This window comes from Gemella sp. GH3, from assembly GCF_013415425.1.
Classification (GTDB): Bacteria; Bacillota; Bacilli; order Staphylococcales; family Gemellaceae; genus Gemelliphila.
Map to the genome: position 1 here is coordinate 17,873 of NZ_JACBYC010000113.1, position 18,481 is coordinate 36,353.

Sequence of the window (18,481 nt, forward strand, 5' to 3'; positions counted from 1 at the left end):
CTATTAACTTAATATTGTTATTTTAATTTGACTACTACATAATAAAGGTATATAATTATCTTAAATTTTGTAAATATGAATTAAGGAGAACATAGTTATGAAAGCTATTATTGTCGGTGGAGGAAAAGTAGGAGATTTACTCTGCGAAGAACTTTCTCAAACTTTCGATGAAGTAACTCTTATTGAAATAAATGAAAAATTAGCACAAAAAATAATAGAGTTATATGACATTCAAGGTATTGTAGGTAGTGGCGCAAATTATAATGTTCTTGATGAAGCTGATGCTGCTAAAGCAGATTTGTTTATAGCTGTTACTGCCAGCGATGAAATAAATATTCTGTCATGTATAACTGCTAAGCAAATGGGAGCTAAGTACACTATAGCTCGTGTTAGAAATCCTGAATATACACAGACAAAAGAATTTCTGAAACATCATTTAGGTATTGATTTAATGCTTAATCCTGAATTTGAAGCTGCTAAACAAATAAATTTCATGCTCAAGTACCCTTCAGCGAATAAAATAGAAACCTTTGGTCAGAACAAAGTAAAAATGATTGAAGTTACAATAAGAGAAAATAGTATTTTAAAAGATAAGTCTCTTATAGAAAGTAAAAATATTATAAATTTTCCTGCTGTTGTCTGCTTAGTAGAAAGAAAAGAAGAAGTAATAGTACCGCGTGGAGATTATACATTTAAAGTTGGAGATAAAGTACATATAACTGCTGATGACGTAAACTTAAAAAAATTCTATAAACTTCTTGGTGAAAAAGAAAATGTAGATAAAAAAATAAGATCAACACTTATAATAGGATCTGGAAAATTATCGTACTACTTAATCGAATTATTGAAAATGAATAACATTTACATTAAAAACATAGAAATTGACCCTAAAAAAGCTGATAAAATTAGCGATACATTCCCTGATATTGATGTAATACTAGCTGATGGTAGTGACCGCGATGTTCTTATTGAAGAAGGTATACAAACTTTTGATAGTTGTATAGCTCTTACAGGCCTTGACGAAGAAAATATAATTATTAGTCTATATGCAAATAAATTAGGTGTGAAAAAGTCTATCGCCAAAATAAATAGAAATTCATTAACACAAATTGCAGAGGATATAGGACTCTATTCATTTATAACACCAAAAAGAATAGTTGGAGATATCATAGCAAAACATAGTAAATCTTTACAATGTAGTTCTGAACCCAGTATAGAAAATATTTATCGTATAGCTAATAATAAAGTTGAATTAATGGAATTTAAAGTTCTTAAAGAAACAAAACTAACAAATACTCCACTAAAAGACTTGAAAATAAATGAAAATATTTTAATAGGATTTATTATTAGAAACAATAATCTTATTTTCCCGAGCGGTGATGATGATATTAGAAAAGATGATAATGTTATTATAATTAACTATCAACAAAATATTAAAGAATTAGACGATATTCTAAATACAGAGGTATATTATGAATTATAAAATGATATTTTTTGTAATAGGTAAAATGCTAAAATTATTAAGCTTTTTTTTACTAGTTCCATTGATATGTTCTTTAATATATAAAGAAGATAATAAAATAATATTTTCTTACATATTCACAATAATTATTTCATTATTGCTATATTCTATTTTATACGTAACTTGTAACAAAAAAAGAGACAAAAATTTCTATACAAAAGAAGGATTTGTAATAGTTTCTATAACATGGATAATCTACTCTATTTTGGGATCTATTCCGTTCTTTTTATCTGGATCTATTCCTAATTTTATAGATGCACTATTTGAAACTATCAGTGGTCTAACAACAACTGGCTCATCTATTCTTACTGATATAGAAATTATGCCTAAAAGTATTTTATTATGGAGAAGCTTCACTCATTTTATAGGTGGTATGGGGGTTATAGTTTTTGCCTTAGCAATTTTACCCCGTTCTCCCCATAATATTCACATTATGAAAGCAGAAATTCCTGGTCCTATTTTTGGAAAAGTAGTTTCATCTACGAGAAAAACAGCTGTAATACTATACGGGCTATATATATCTTTAGCTTTAATAATGCTTGTATTATTACTGTTTTCTGAAATAGGATTTTTTGAAAGTATTAATATTACTTTTTCGACAGCTGGTACTGGGGGATTTGCAACAAAAAACACAGGAATTTCCTATTATAATAATAATTATGTTACTTTTATAGTAACTATATTTATGATTATTTTTTCACTAAATCTAAATTTAGTATATTTAGTATTAGCCAAACGCTGTCTTAAACTTTTTAAAAGTGAAGAGTTAATGTGGTTTTTAGGAATAATAGCACTATGTACGTTAGCAATATTTACTAACATATATTATAGCGCAACTGTTCCTACTGAAAATTTACTCGATGTGTTATTCACAGTAAGTTCTATTATATCCACTACAGGGTTCACATATTTAAACTTTAGTAATTGGACTATGTTCTCTCAAATACTAATTTTATTTTTAATGATATGTGGTGGTTGTGCTGGTGGAACGGCAGGTGGTTTGAAAATACCTCGTATAATATTTGTAATAAAAAATACTATAAACTATATAAAAAAATGTATGACACCTAATAAAATAATAAAACTAAAAATAGAAAATAAAACGATAGAAAATCCTGAAAAAATTTCTAACTATATATTACTATATTTAATAGTTTTTGCTATATTTAGTGTTATATTATCAATTCAAATCCACGATTTTGAAGAAATATTTACCGCTGTGCTAAGTACATTAAATAATGTAGGACCTGGTTTTAACAAATTCGGACCTTTAGAAAACTATTCTAATGTACCATATTTTTCTAAATTTATATTATCTATATCTATGTTACTGGGACGTTTAGAAATTATACCATTTATAGTATTATTATCAACAAGTACTTGGCGTAGAAGAAATAGCATAAAATAATAATTAATACCCTAAAGTATAATTATCTAAAATATTATATGACCTATTTTATTCAGTAAATTCAAATAAATAAAAAGTATGTAAAGTTTAAAGCTTTACATACTTTTATTTTATATAATTAAAAAATTCTTCTAATAAAATTTTAGATAAAACAGGTGTTTGTTCAAATATAAAATTAGGAATAGTTGCTTCTAATACCATAATATTATGTAAATCAGGACTTATAGGAAGTACGTAAACACAGTAAATACATACAAATAAAACTAAATATACTTCTAAAAATCCAAATATACCGCCTAGTAATTTATTAGCAGATTTTATAACTGGTAATTTAGTTACTAATCCAATAGTATTTCCTATTGATCTAACAACAAATTGAACTAAAAAGAATATTAAGAAAAATGATATAACTTTATAATATCCTTCTGAAATATTTAATCCTGATAATGTAGAGCTGAATTGATTAGAAACATCATTACTAGGTATAAACTGAGCTAATAATAATGCTAATCTACTACTTAATAAAAATGATATTAAATACCCTACTAAAACAGAAATTATATTAAACAACTGTCTTACAAGTCCTTTTTTATAACCGCTACTAATACCTAATAATAACAAAGTAACTATTATAATATCTATTATCATATTTAAATCCTTTCACAAAAAGTGTTGAAAGTAATTTTCTACTATCAACACTTTTGATAACTATTCAATTCCTATTATATAAGGATAAACTGGTTGATGTGATTCTACAATTTCTAGCTCTAAATCGCTGTAATTTTGTTCAACTATATTTTCAATATATTCTGTAGTTTCTTCATCACTTTCACTTCCTAAATATAACGTTACAATTTCTGAATCTTCATCTATAGATTTTTCCAATAATTGTGATATAGATTCTTTTATATCTTCATTAGCACAAATTATTTTTCCATCTAGAATACCCATATATTGTGATTCTTTAATTTCAACACCTTGTATATTTGTATCACGAACAGCATAAGTTATTTCCAAAGTTTTCACTGTACTAAGTGTACTTTGCATATTATCAAAGTTTTCTTTAGGAGATGCATCTTCATTAAATACCATCAATGATGCAATTCCTTGTGGCGCTGTTTTACTTTCTATAACAAAAACATTTTCTTCAGCTAAATCTGCTGCTTGTTTAGCAGCTAATTGAATATTTTTATTATTAGGAAGTATGTAAATATTTTTAGCATTCACTTTAGTTATAGCTTTCATCATATCTTCTGTTGATGGATTCATTGTTTGACCACCCTCAACAACTACACCAACACCTAAAGATTTAAACAGTTTACTCAAACCTTCTCCCATAGATACAGCAATTATTCCATATTCTGTTTTTTCTTTATTAGTTTCCTTTTCAGCCTCTTTACGTAGAACTTCTCTGTGTTGCTCTCTCATATTTTCTGATTTAATTTTAATAAGTTCTCCATACTGTTGACCGTAATTAAACACATCTCCTGGTGTTTCAGTGTGAACATGAGTTTTCGCATATTCACTATCAGCTATAACTAATAATGAATCTCCAAATTTACTTAAATCTTCTCTAAATTTTTCTTCATTAAATTCTTTTTTATTTTTATCTAATCTAACTGTAAATTCCGTACAGAATCCGTAAACTATATCCTCTGGAGACATAAAATCCATACTGCTATGGTCGTCTTCAAAATTCATATTAACAATATCAGTTTCTACTTCAGTAAGACCTTCTATCTCTTCTCCTTTTAAAGCAGCTAAAAATCCTTGATAAACACAAACTAATCCTTGACCTCCAGAATCTACAACTCCTACTTCTTTCAAAATAGGTAATAATTCTGGTGTATTCTTTAGTGATATTTTGGCTGCATTCAAGATAGCTTCCATAACTTCCATAACTGATGAAGAATTTTTACTAACCTCTAAGCCTGCTTCTGCAGATTCTCTAGCAACCGTAAGAATTGTACCTTCTACAGGCTTCATAACCGCTTTGTATGCTATTTTCACACCATTATCAATAGCTTCAGCAAACTCTAGAGCAGTAATAGTTTCTTTAGATTCTATGTACTGTGACATTCCTCTAAATAATTGAGATAAAATTACACCAGAATTCCCTCTAGCTCCCATAAGCAATCCCTTAGAAAAAGATTTTCCTAATTGACCTATATGTGATACTTTATTTGCTCTTGTTTCAGCCGCACCTGATGACATAGATAAATTCATATTTGTACCAGTATCTCCATCTGGAACTGGAAATACGTTTAATGAATTAATTTTTTCGGCATTTTTTGCTAAATTTCTCGCTCCTAAATCTATCATTTGAGCAAAAATTAAACCATCAATTTTATTCACCACTAATCCTCCTAATTATTAACTACTTTTATACCTTGAATATGAATATTAATTCCATCAACTTCCATTCCCAAAGTTTTCTCTATTTGATATTTTACTGTAGATTGTACGTTACTAGCTATCGCAGAAATCTTTGTTCCATACATAACTATAATATGCAAATCAATAATTACATTATTATCTTTTCTATTTACTATTATTCCTTTTGAATAATTTTCTTTTTTCAAAATATCTGTTATTCCGTCTTTTACTTGATTTTTACTTGCCATTCCTACTATACCATAGCAACTGACAGCTGCACCCCCTGCAACTGAAGCAATGACATCATCTGTAATTAAAATTGTTCCATAATTATTTTTTATTTCAAGAGCCATATTATACCTCCTATAAACAGTTAAATTGGCATAGAAATAATTATACCATTATATAAAAAAAAAATCAATCTATTAACCATATAGCAACAAATATTCACTACCAAAAATACAATAAAAATAGAAAATGAAATAAAATTCATTTTCTATAATGCGTATATAAATATTCTATTAACAATTTAATTAAAATTTTTAACTAATTACCGTTGTTATTGTTTTTATTATTTGTATTCTGCTCTTCTGTTTTCTTAAGTTCCAACATTTCTGAAGTTTCTACTTTATATTTTAAATTATTATTTATTAATTCAACTAACGCTGTTGAGCCAGCATCAGTTAAATGCACTTTATCAGCAGAAAAATATTCTGGGTGATCTTTTGATAATGTGTACCAATCTACAATACTCAAATTATTATATTTATCTTTACTGTTTTTCAATACTTCGTTTACTGATTTTTCCCAACTTCTAGGAACTTTAACATTAACAAAATAAATATCACTTTTATCAAAAGATTTAATTAATTTATCTAACTGTTCTTCTGTGAAAAGACCATTTGTACCTAATAAAAATATTACTGCTGTTTCCGAATTATTTAAATTTTCATATTGTTGAACTACAGTATAAGAATTATAAACCTGTCTACTAACTTTACCATCAACAACTGCTCCAGGATATTCTCCTGAAATTTTATTTCCTATATCTACAGCCAAAGAATCACCAATAACAATTATTTTATTATAAACCTTATTTTCTTCTTTATATTCAGTATTACTATCAACTTTAATATTAGAATTATCAGATTTAAATTCTGTTACATTTTCTTTTTTATCAATATCAATAAAGGCTGTTGACAAACCTGGAACACTCTTACCAAAAAGTCCCATAATAAATAATATTGTCAATGAAACTCCTAAAAAAGCTACTTGCTTTTTCTTATTAGAATTATAAGATTTTAAAGAATTATAGATATTTCTAATATAGTGTAAAAATCCTTGATATCTTATAGGCATTTCTACAAATTTGTAACTTAAATAAGCTATAACAAATACTAATATAACACGAAGTAAATTTAATAAAAGATTAGGATTTCCTATTTCTGATACAGGCGTTGTTAATATCAAAATAGGAAAATGCCATAAATACAAGCTATATGAAAATTTTCCAATATAAACAAGTGGTTTAAATGATAAAATCCTAGAAATATGTGTATGTTGTTGACCAACCGTTATTATTATTGTTAAAAAAAGTATAGAAAATAATAAAAATCCACCACGATAAAGAAACGAGCTATATTCATTAATTATGAACATTGAAACAATAAATAATACTATAGCAATTCTTCCTATCATAGAATACATCATATTAATTTTCGGAGAAACTTTTCTTTTTAAATTTGACATAGGATAAATTAAAGATCCTAATACACCCACTAATAAAGAGAAAGCTCTCGTATCAGTACCATAATAAACACGATTAATATTATTTATATCAAATAAAAATATATGTAAAACTAACGAAATAACAATCAACAATAAGACAACATATTTGAAAGTATTTAAAATTTTTCTATCTTTATTTCTTAAATTAAATAATATAAAAAGCAAAGGGAAAAACATATAAAATTGTTCTTCTATAGCTAACGACCATAAATGTTTAAACGGACTAACTGCTCCAAAACTATCAAAATAATCCACTTCATGAAAAATATACCACCAATTGCTTACATAAATATATCCAAATACAGCATCAAGATGACTTTTACTTAATAGTACTTTATTAAATAAAACTAGTATAATTAAAATAACTGTTATCATTAAATATACAGCTGGTAATAATCTTCTAGCTCTTCTTAAATAAAAATTAGCTAGATTTACTCTTTCATTATCTTTAAATTCTTTTATTAAAAGCGAACTTATTAAATATCCAGATAAAACGAAAAATAAATCAACTCCTAAAAACCCCCCTGGTAAATAGGAAGCACTACAATGATAAATAATTACGGAAATTACCGCTATAGCACGTAAACTATCTATACTAGGAAGATATGAATTTTTCATTTTCATAAATAACCTCCTCAAATAAAAACTACATTATGTATTATACCAAAAAATATAAAAATTTTCTGTTGAAAATATTTATTTAAAACTAAATTATTAAAAAATAATTAAAGGTTTAGCTGTTACTAAACCTTTAATAAAAATTAATTTTTCAGCATAGTCAGTGATACACGACCTCTATCTTTATCAATTTCTAAAACATAAACATCTACAATTTCTCCTACTTTTAGAACTTCTAAAGGATTTTTTATAAATTTCTTGCTTATCTTTGAAATATGTACCATTGCATCTTGCTTCAAACCTATGTCTATAAATGCTCCGAATTGAGTAATATTTCTTACTGTTCCACTTAGCTTATCTCCTATATTTAAATCATCAATAGTTAATATATCTGATTTTAATATAGGTTTATCAAAATTATCTCTAATATCTCGCATAGGTTGTTTCAGATCTTTAATTATATCTTTTAATGTTTCATATCCACAATCAAGTTCGATAGATAATTTTTTTACGTCTATATTATTAAATTTATCAATCAGTATCTCTGTTCCTATATATTCTTTTGGAATATCAAACCTGTTCATTAATTTTTCTGTAATAAGGTAACTTTCTGGATGAATTCCTGTAGAATCAAAAATATTATCTCCACCATTTATACGTAAAAATCCAACACATTGTTCAAAAGTCTTTTTACCTAATCTTGGAACATTTTCTATTTCTTTTATTGTCATTATCTTACCATTTTCTTTTCTATAACTTACTATATTTTTAGCAATTTGTTTATTAATACCTGATACATATGACAATAATGATTCCGACGCTGTATTTACGTCTACACCAACATTGTTTACAGCTGTTTCAACTACAAATTGTAATTCTTGTTCTAAATATTTTTGAGTTATATCATGTTGATATTGTCCTACTCCTATTGATTTAGGATCAATCTTTACTAATTCACTCAACGGATCTTGAATACGACGAGCTATAGAAACAGCACTTCTTTCTTCAACATTAAAGTCGGGAAATTCCTCTCTAGCTATTTCGCTAGCAGAATATACACTAGCACCTGCTTCATTTACAATACAAAACTCCACTTTTAAATTATTGTTAGCCAAAGTCTCATATATAAATTTCTCTGTTTCTCTAGAAGCTGTTCCATTGCCGATAGCTATTAAATTAACATTATATTTTTGAATTATGTCAATTATTTTGCTACTTGCTTGATTTATCTTATCTTTGTTAGCAGGTTTGTGAGGATAAATTACCTCCTTAGCTAAAAAATTACCATAAACATCTACTACCGCTAATTTACAGCCTGTTCTAAATGCTGGATCTACTCCTAAAACCGTCTTATCCTTTAGAGGAGATTGAAGTAACAACTGTTTCAAGTTAGCCGAAAACACTGATACTGATTCTTCCTCAGCTTTTACAGTTAAATCCGAACGTATTTCTCTTTCAACAGAAGGAAATATTAGTCTTTTAAAGCTATCTTCTACACATGATAATAAAATATCTTTTATTTCTGTATCTTTATTTTTTATAAGTGAATTCAATATAAAATTACATAATCTATCTTTATCATTCTCTATATGAACTCTCAAAACATCTTCTTTTTCTGCTCTATTTATTGCTAATATCCTATGCGAAACAATATTAGCAATAGGCTCACTATAATTATAATAGTTAATGTATGTTTTGTTTACATCTTTTTCTTCTACATTTTTCTTAGCTTTCGTACTAATCTGTCCAAATTTCTTTGTATTATCTAAAATGTATTTACGATATTTTGCATTATCAGAGATTGTTTCTGCAATTATATCTAGTGCATAATTAATTGCATCATTCTCGGTCAACACATCTTTATCCTCATTTATATATTTTTGCGCTTCAGAATTCAATTCTTCAATATTTTTCGGTAATAATAAAATGTAATTCGCTAACTCTTCTACTCCTTTTTCTTTTGCTATCGTAGCTTTTGTTCTTTTTTTATCCCTAAAAGGTCTGTATAAATCTTCTACTCTTTGCAATTTTTCTTGTTGTAAAATTTCTTGTTTTAACTCTTTTGTTAGCAATCCTTTTTCTTCTATTAATCTAATAACTTCCTGTTTTCTATCTTCCAAAGATTTTAAGTAATTGTACTCATCTTGAATTTTTTTTATAGACACTTCATCTAACGAATTAGTCATTTCTTTTCTATAACGTGCTATAAACGCAATAGTATTTCCTTCTTCTAATAATTTCAAAACATTACTTATATATATTTCTTTAATCTTTAAAGATGCAGATAAACTTTCTGTTATTTTTTTATACATTATTCTATCTTCTCCAACTCTTTATTATTTATATAATATTTTCTCAAAACTCTACTACCTATTAAACAGTAAATTTCATAAGGAATAGTTTTTAAATAATTTGCATATTCTTCTACTGGCAAATAATAATCGTTATAGTGACCATAGAAAATAACTTTGTCTCCTAAGCGTACATCTTTGTCACATCTAATCATCAACTGATCCATACAAACTCTACCTACAATTTCACATTTCTTTCCATTTACAATAACATTCCACCCTTGAGAAAAACGCAGTATCCCATCACGATATCCAATAGGTATTGTCGCTATAAACTCTTTATTTTCAGTTTCATAACTACATCCATATCCTACTTTTGAATGTTCAGGAATTTCTTTAATATGTACCACTTCACTAATTAATGATGAGACATTTTTTAAAGGAATATCTGTTTCTTCTTGGATATCTGCACTAGGATAAGAACCATAAAGAGCTATTCCTATGCGCACCAAATTCAACTTAGATTCATCTTGAGCATACTTAATTGAAGCTGCTGAATTTTCTTGGTGTATATACTTTGGTTTTAACTTTATTTGAGATACTATACTATCAAATATTTCTCTTTGACGGTAATCATAAGAATTATCACTATCGTCAGCATTAGCATAATGTGTAAAAATTCCTTCCAATGCTATATTTTCTGAAATTACCATATCATTTATTTTTCTAGCTTCTTCTTCACTAGTAATTCCTATTCTTGACATTCCACTATCTATTTTTAGATGTAATTTTAATTTAGATTTATTATCTTTTGTATTGCTAATAGCATTCTCTAGCCATTTCACAGACGGGCAGCAAAGAGAAATATTATTCTCTATAGCTATATTTATATTCTTAGGATTAATAACTCCAAGAACTAATATCAGACTATCTTCTACTACAGTTTTCAACTCTAAAGCTTCTTCTAGTGTCGCTACACCATATGTTTTCACACCATTTTCATACAAATATTTCCCTACAACTTTAGCACCTAAACCGTAGGCATCTGCTTTCAATATTGCCATTATTTCTTTATTGTTAATATTATTTTTTATACTATTATAGTTAAATAAAATATTATCTAAATTTACTTTTAAATATGTTGGTCTATCTTGAATCATAAATTACTTCTCCTTTTCCAAAACGACAAAAGCTACTGTTGTTGTTTTAGTATGACTAATTGTAACATTAATAATAAAATCTTTATAAGTAATTGTTGGTTTACCTAGATTATCTTTCAAAACTTCTATATCTTTAAATGAAAAATATTTAGATATTCCAACACCTAAAGCTTTTGACATAGCCTCCTTAACTGCATATCTTGATGCTAAAAATTCTGCTTTCCTCCTTTCATTATTTATACTATGTAATTGCTTTATTTCATTATCTGTATATATTTTTTGTAGATATCTTTCATTGTCTATATATTCAAAAAATCTACTTATATCCTCTATATCGCAACCTATTCCATAAATCATAAAAAACACCTTTATATACTTTACTAAATATATAAATATTTCAAATCATATTATTCATATACTTATCTTTATTATAAACTATTTTATTCTTTATATCATTTACTATATCTGAATTAATATACTTTAAAGTAGAACTATAATTTATTTTATTTAATTCTATATTAGAAAAATTATATTTTCTCATAATAGGACCATTATTTATCTCAATGCTTTTTATAGTATTATAGGGAATAAACTCTTTAATATCTCCAAAAATTCCACTTTTAATAGTTATACCATATTCAGTTATTTTAAACATATATTTCCTATAATGTAAAGTTATGCAAAATATTGTTAATAATTCTGTGAGTATAAATGAAAGTAATAATACTATAATTACATATTTATAAATAATATCACTAATTTTATGCTCGAAAATAATAGATATGATAAACAAAAACGTATAAATTATAAATATATAAATAGAGTAGCTTATAAACATAACCTTCAAACTCTTATTATCTAATTTTTTATAAGTAGTATTTTCCATTATTAAACCTCTTAATGAGTTAAAATATTATTACTAATATTCTTTATCTTTTCTATACTGACATACCTTATCTTTGACTGATTAAAACTACCTAAAGTAGATATAGAAATATGTTCTATATTATTTCTTTCTAAAAACAAATTAGTATGTATAGAATACTTGCTTATTTTGTCAAAACGTATATATTCTTCTATCTTGCTAAATTTTTTTACTTTACAAATTTTAATTAAATCTTTACCTAATACATAAGATGTATTATTAACAAAAATATTATAGTGAGATACACTGTATATACCGATAAATAAAATCAATAACGTAAAAATAATATAAATATTTTTTGTTTCAATAACAAATAATTTATAATTAAAAAAGTAAATACCAATATAAACTAATGTAGCTAAAAATATGTTTAATATAAAGTATCTTCTTTTTAATAATTTTTTAACACAATCTTCCAAAATATACATATTATTGCTTACACTTAATTGTAAAATATTACTAATAAAGTCATTAATAAACATCTTTTTAGCTATGGGAATAATAACAACATTACTTCCCACATTATCAGTATTTTCGAATATACCTTCTGTTGTTAAAGTAACATTTAAACTTGCTAGACCAAATATTCTGAATAATAGACTTTGTTTTAATTCTACTTTTTCTATCTTATCTTTAGGTATTATAATAGTTCTTTTATTTATAAAGCCATAACTGCACACTAAATTATCATCATATTTGTTTAATTCAAATCCTTTAAAAGATATAAAAGTTCCAATAAGAGAAATCGCATATAAAATTATTATAATAATTAATGTTATTATGATAAATAAGCTAATATTAATATTTTTAAGGTTTAGGTAGCACTCATAACCTAAATTTAATTTTACTCCAAATATGTTATAAAAAAAATCTACTATATTGTTAAGAAAAGAATAAATAATTGCATACGTTACAAAAATTTTATTCTTTAACAAACTTAAAAATAACAAGTCTTTAGTTTTCAATTTAAATTTAATATTATCTGTTGAATTTTTCTTATTTTCTCCATTTACTAAATTTATAATTATATTAGCTTCTTCAGTAGTTATAGGTCCTATAGTAATAGTTTCTTCTATTCCATTAATATCTAAAGATATTATTCCAAAAATTTTATAAAATATATTTTCTGTAGTATCAATATTTTGTATATTTTCCAACTTTATATATTTTATCCCTTTTACAGAAATTCCTGAATTATAAATCAAAGTATTATCTCGTATTTCATAATAAATATTTAAATACTTTGATATGGTAATGCCTAAAACACATACAATATATACTATAATAATCAGTAATTTAAGTGTAGAAAATTTAGAAATAATTATGAAGATAATAAAAAGAAAATGTCTATAATTTTTTATTAGCTCTTCTATTACAAAAAATAAATGAAGTCTTTTTCTTCCTTTAGTTATCATAATTACTAACCTCACAATTATTTATATATTTCACAATTATTTTCTTTAATTTTTTTTCAATATAAGATATATCTTTGTCAGATACGTAAAAATAAGAGCTATTTTTACCTGTGAAAATAATTATTTTTGAAAAATTAAATTTTTTCATCAACATTCCTTGTTCTATTAAATAAGATGATACACTTCTAAGTGGTAAAATATCTCTAGTAAAAAATATCAAGTATCTAGTTTTATGTACTGATATATTGTTAATATCAAATATAGTATAGTAGTAGCTATTTATTTTATTATAGAAAATGCTATCTATAATAAGTTTAAATATAAAGAAAAAATATAAAGCAATTATTAAGCAAATCAAAAGTTTATTGTAAAATATATTTAATAAAATAATACTTATAGGAATTAATACAACTAAATATAATAATTTTTTTAATAAATAATATTTAAAACTAATATTTCTATAATATTTCATAATTCTATATTAAATTTAGACTACGCTCTTTTTGTATGGTTGTAGGATAGCCATGACCAGAATAAACAACTTTATTACCATCTAGTTTGAATAACACATTGTGCAGAGAATGTTTTAGTTCATCATAATTTGAACCTGGTAAATCATATCTTCCATATCCACCATTAAATAATGCATCTCCAACAACTATAAATTCTCCAAAATCAAATGATAAACCTCCTGGTGAATGCCCCGGAGTTGGTAATACCGTAAAAGTCATTCCAGCTAGAGTATAATCTTTATATTCTTCAAATTCATATTCTGCTCTACTTGTAACAATAGCTTCCCTTAAACCATATGCATAAGATAAATTCAATTCCCCTGATTCTAGCCAATCGTTTTCTTTGGGAGAAATATATACTGGAGCATTATATGTCATTCTACATTCATCTAAGCTTGCAATATGATCAAAATGTGCGTGTGTTAAAATTATTGCCTCTACTGTTATTTGCAGTTTATTAATTACTTTATTAATTTTTTTAAAACCAGCTCCAGGATCAACAATAAGTCCTTTGCTTCCTTTATAAATTATGTAACAATTTTCATCAATCATATCTGTAACTATTCGTTCTACTTTTATTTCTGTCATAAAGTTCCTCCTTATACCATTTATTATACTACTTTTTATAAAAAAAAGAAATGTAAGGGTATAAAAAAAAGATATAGTCAATAAATGAATAACTATATCTTTTTTTTAAATTTATTTACAAATTATTAAATATTAATAACCTGAACCTTCTGTTCCTTCTATAATAGCTATGCCTGAACTTGTACCTAATCTTTCAGCACCTAATTCAATATATTTCTCGGCTGTTTCTTTATCTCTAACGCCTCCACTAGCTTTTACTTTAGCGTTGTTTCCTACAACATCTTTCATTAATTTTACATCTTCAAATGTAGCTCCACCACTACCAAATCCTGTAGATGTTTTTACAAAATCAGCTTTTGCATTTAATGATAATTCACAAGCTTTTACTTTTTCAGAATCAGTTAAGTAACAAGTTTCAATAATTACCTTTAAGACATTATCTCCTATGGCTTCTTTTATTGCACGAATTTCATTTTCAACATAGCTATAATCTCCATCTTTAAGACGTGCTACATTAATAACCATATCTATTTCACTAGCTCCATTGTCGATAGCTTCTTTGGCTTCAAAAACTTTTGAAGTAGTAGTCATAGCTCCTAATGGAAAACCAATAACTGCTGCCACCTTAACTTCTGTTCCTGCCAATAACTGTGAACATTCTTTAACATTACTTCCATTAACGCAAACACTAAAGAAATTATATTTTTTCGCTTCTTCACAAAGATTTTTAATTTCCTCTTTAGTTGTTGTTGCCTTTAAAACTGTATGATCTATATATTTATTAATACTCATTATTATCTCCTATTCACTTTTTATAAAATATTTTTTATTACATACTTTTTGATAAATTAAAATATAAACATCTAATAATCAATATGTTAATATTCAACTAAATTAATTATTTAAATTTTATATTTTATACTAAAATACATTTATTTCTCTATCCTTATGTAATTAGTTGGATAAAAAATAAAATTAATACAAGAAATTCTTCTTATAACATATAGTATTAAGATACTCCCAAACCAGCCTATAATTATTCCTAAGACAATATGTATAAATACATTATCTATTCCAATCTTCAATAGAAATATTCTAGTTACAGAAACAATAGGTGCATGAATAATATAAATAACTAAACTATCTCTTCCATATTTAACAAAATATTTATAAAATTTATTATATGGTAAATTAGAAAAAACAATAAATGCAAAAGGAACAATTATAAAAAATATAATCCCCCAAATTCTAGGTAAATAATATGATATTCGATTATCAAAATCAAAATAATACCAAATTCCTAAATATGATAAAATTGTGAAAAATAATAGCAATGCAGAATATTTCAAATTTTTCAATTTAAAATCTTTTAAAATATTTCCTAACATAAATACAGAAGACCATAAACCTACTCTTTGAATTATCATATAGTCATTAGGAAATATATTAACAATTAACAGAATTATCAAGGTTACTATAAATAATTTTATTTTATCTTTTATTATAATTGATAACAAACCTAAAAATATGAAAATACCCCAAAGTACATATAAAAACCAAGATACTCCTAAAGGAGACTTGTATATATTAAGTAAGTCAGTAAAACTTGAAGGGTTACGTACAGAATTACCTCCTATACTCTGCAATATATATTGAATTATATTATAAAATATATAAGGTAGTCCTAGTTGTATAGATTTATTGAAAAAATAGTATTTAAAATCTTTAAAACTATTTAATGGTTTAAAAAAATATCCTGACAATGCAAAAAATACTGGTATATGAAATATATAAATTACTTGAACAGATACCCATAGTAAATTATTATACTCTAAAAATTTGTTAGACTCGTACAATCCTAAAACTACATGCCCTAAGACAACTAGAAATATTGAAAATCCTTTTCCTAAGTCAATCCAATCTATACGATTTGCTTGTCTATTCATCTAGTATTTCCTCCTACTTAACTAAGAATTTCTTTTATATAGAAAATTAATTTATTAAGTTTATATTCTAGAGTATATACTATATTTATGTACTATTCAATTATTTCTAAAATATTTTTCTTATTATCTACCTTTTTATCAACTAAAATATAAGCATCTAACACCATTTTTTTACTAATTTCTATGCTCTTAGAGCTATTATATTGAATTTCTGCTAAAATATCACCTTTATTTACAAAATCTCCCACTTTTTTATAAAGTGTAATTCCTACTGCATGGTCAATGATGTCATCTTTTGTTGCTCTTCCTGCACCTATAACCATTGCTGCTTTTCCTATATTTTCTGCCTTTATTTTATTAACGTATCCTGAATAATTACTAACTACTTTTAATTTATTTTCTGCAGTAGGCAATAATTTATAATCATCTACAATATTCTCATTACCACCACTCATCTTTATAAATTTTCTCATGTTATCCAACGCAGCTCCATCAGATATAGCTTTATCAATAATTTTTTCTGCCTCTGAGAAATTACTTACTTCACCTTTATTTTTTAGTGCTAAATAAACTAAAGTATAAACAACTTCTTTTAAGTCATTAGACCAATTTCCTGATAATGCCTCTATTCCTTCAATAATTTCATTAGAATTTCCTATATTTAATCCTAAAGGCTCTTCCATATTCGTCAATACAGCTATAGTTTTTCTTCCTAAAGAATTACCTATATTAACCATTCTTCTTGATAACTCTCTGGCATCTTCTATTGTTTTCATAAAAGCGCCATCTCCAACTTTAACATCAAGTATTATTAAGTCAGATTGAACTGCTAATTTTTTACTCATAATACTACTAGCTATAAGTGGTATGCTATCGACAGTAGCAGTAACATCACGCAGTGAATACAATTTTTTATCCAATGGAACTATCTTATCACTATAGCCCATAATTCCTACACCCGTTTTATTAGCTATATTAACTAACTCATCTTTTGTGCTAGAAAATTTAAAATTATCTATAGATTCAAATTTATCTATAGTTCCTCCTGTATGACCTAGTCCTTTTCCCGAAAGTTTAGTTGTTGCCATTCCTACAGCCGCCAACAAAGGACCTAACACTACCGTAACTTTATCTCCTACTCCTCCTGTTGAATGCTTATCAACAAGATACTTTTCCATATTATCAAAGAATATAGTATCACCTGAATCTCTCATCTTTAAAGTGAAGTATGATAGTTCATCATCACTCATTCCATTAAAGTAAACTGACATCAAAAAAGCACTCATTTGATAATCAGGAACTTTACCAGATAAATAATTATCTAATAAAAAATCTAATTCCTCATTAGATAATACTCCACCTTTCTTTTTAATATCAATCAAATCAACAACTCTCATAATTGTCTCCTTAAATTTTTTAATATTATAAGCTAAATTATATCACATTTAAATCATATAAGATAGTATTTTTCTGAAAATGTTTTATAGGCAATATAATCGTTTTAAATTATATTTTTTATCTTCTAAATAAATACTATTTGATATTTCTTTTACTTCCAAATATTTTTCTGTTTTTAATATTAGAATTAATTCATTTAAAGATTTTTTTGAATAAACTAATCTACCTCTTATGTAATAAGCTCTATATCCTAAAAGTACAAGTACGTATGATAAAAAAACAAAATCTAATTTATATAATATTAAAATTGAAGATATTACTATAAATGGTAAAATAAAGATATTAAATCTAATAATTAAAAACATTGAAATTAATAAAAGAAACAAAATATATCTTCCGTCTAACATACTAACACTAGATATTTCTTTGAAATTACAAACAAAAATATTAGATTTGGCATTCATAAATATATGTGTTAAAAATACAAAACTCAATAAGATTAAAATAATTGTAATGTATATCATACTTATATTC

General features: G+C 25.5%; 16 protein-coding genes. 2 read left to right on the top strand and 14 right to left on the bottom strand.

The window, feature by feature from the left end:
• The first annotated feature begins 97 nt into the window (after window positions 1-97).
• Both trkA and HZY83_RS04740 read left to right on the top strand, forming a co-directional pair.
• The gene (gene trkA, locus HZY83_RS04735) at window positions 98-1,483 is read left to right on the top strand and encodes a Trk system potassium transporter TrkA (RefSeq protein ID WP_179942927.1); all 1,386 of its coding nucleotides are present in this window, start codon (window positions 98-100) and stop codon (window positions 1,481-1,483) included.
• Window positions 1,473-2,930: a TrkH family potassium uptake protein gene (locus HZY83_RS04740; RefSeq protein WP_179942928.1), complete on the top strand. Its 1,458-nt coding sequence runs from the start codon at window positions 1,473-1,475 to the stop codon at window positions 2,928-2,930. The genes trkA and HZY83_RS04740 overlap by 11 nt, the downstream gene beginning before the upstream one ends.
• A gap of 105 nt (window positions 2,931-3,035) precedes the next feature.
• On the opposite strand, the gene HZY83_RS04745 is transcribed toward HZY83_RS04740, so the two are convergent.
• The 14 genes from HZY83_RS04745 to HZY83_RS04810 form a co-directional block, all read right to left on the bottom strand.
• Complete coding sequence (locus tag HZY83_RS04745; protein ID WP_179942929.1) at window positions 3,036-3,578, bottom strand: CvpA family protein; 543 nt, start codon at window positions 3,576-3,578, stop codon at window positions 3,036-3,038.
• A 60-nt stretch (window positions 3,579-3,638) separates the two neighbouring features.
• The gene (locus HZY83_RS04750) at window positions 3,639-5,285 is read right to left on the bottom strand and encodes a DAK2 domain-containing protein (RefSeq protein WP_179942930.1); all 1,647 of its coding nucleotides are present in this window, start codon (window positions 5,283-5,285) and stop codon (window positions 3,639-3,641) included.
• Window positions 5,286-5,296: 11 nt separating this feature from the next.
• Complete coding sequence (locus tag HZY83_RS04755) at window positions 5,297-5,659, bottom strand: Asp23/Gls24 family envelope stress response protein (RefSeq protein WP_179942931.1); 363 nt, start codon at window positions 5,657-5,659, stop codon at window positions 5,297-5,299.
• Between the two features lie 193 nt (window positions 5,660-5,852).
• Window positions 5,853-7,718: an acyltransferase family protein gene (locus tag HZY83_RS04760; protein WP_179942932.1), complete on the bottom strand. Its 1,866-nt coding sequence runs from the start codon at window positions 7,716-7,718 to the stop codon at window positions 5,853-5,855.
• 137 nt (window positions 7,719-7,855) lie between these two features.
• Window positions 7,856-10,024 (bottom strand): Tex family protein, encoded by a 2,169-nt coding sequence (locus tag HZY83_RS04765; protein WP_179942933.1) that lies wholly within the window; start codon window positions 10,022-10,024, stop codon window positions 7,856-7,858.
• Window positions 10,024-11,163, bottom strand: a complete 1,140-nt coding sequence (gene alr / locus HZY83_RS04770) for an alanine racemase (protein WP_179942934.1) — start codon at window positions 11,161-11,163, stop codon at window positions 10,024-10,026. Before alr ends, HZY83_RS04765 begins: the two co-directional genes overlap by 1 nt.
• Before the next feature lie 3 nt (window positions 11,164-11,166).
• Window positions 11,167-11,520, bottom strand: a complete 354-nt coding sequence (gene acpS / locus HZY83_RS04775) for a holo-ACP synthase (RefSeq protein ID WP_179942935.1) — start codon at window positions 11,518-11,520, stop codon at window positions 11,167-11,169.
• A gap of 40 nt (window positions 11,521-11,560) precedes the next feature.
• Window positions 11,561-11,818, bottom strand: a complete 258-nt coding sequence (locus HZY83_RS04780) for a PH domain-containing protein (protein ID WP_179942936.1) — start codon at window positions 11,816-11,818, stop codon at window positions 11,561-11,563.
• 242 nt (window positions 11,819-12,060) lie between these two features.
• Window positions 12,061-13,503 (bottom strand): PH domain-containing protein, encoded by a 1,443-nt coding sequence (locus tag HZY83_RS04785; RefSeq protein ID WP_228098460.1) that lies wholly within the window; start codon window positions 13,501-13,503, stop codon window positions 12,061-12,063.
• Window positions 13,504-13,979: 476 nt separating this feature from the next.
• Complete coding sequence (locus tag HZY83_RS04790; protein WP_179942938.1) at window positions 13,980-14,603, bottom strand: MBL fold metallo-hydrolase; 624 nt, start codon at window positions 14,601-14,603, stop codon at window positions 13,980-13,982.
• Between the two features lie 132 nt (window positions 14,604-14,735).
• On the bottom strand, window positions 14,736-15,395 hold the full coding sequence (deoC, locus tag HZY83_RS04795) for a deoxyribose-phosphate aldolase (protein WP_179942939.1): 660 nt from the start codon (window positions 15,393-15,395) through the stop codon (window positions 14,736-14,738).
• 140 nt (window positions 15,396-15,535) lie between these two features.
• Window positions 15,536-16,549, bottom strand: coding sequence for an acyltransferase family protein (locus tag HZY83_RS04800; RefSeq protein WP_179942940.1), 1,014 nt, complete (start codon window positions 16,547-16,549; stop codon window positions 15,536-15,538).
• Between the two features lie 92 nt (window positions 16,550-16,641).
• On the bottom strand, window positions 16,642-17,946 hold the full coding sequence (locus tag HZY83_RS04805) for a thymidine phosphorylase (RefSeq protein ID WP_179942941.1): 1,305 nt from the start codon (window positions 17,944-17,946) through the stop codon (window positions 16,642-16,644).
• 84 nt (window positions 17,947-18,030) lie between these two features.
• On the bottom strand, window positions 18,031-18,481 hold a 451-nt coding region (locus HZY83_RS04810; RefSeq protein WP_218925341.1), incomplete at its 5' end, for a hypothetical protein.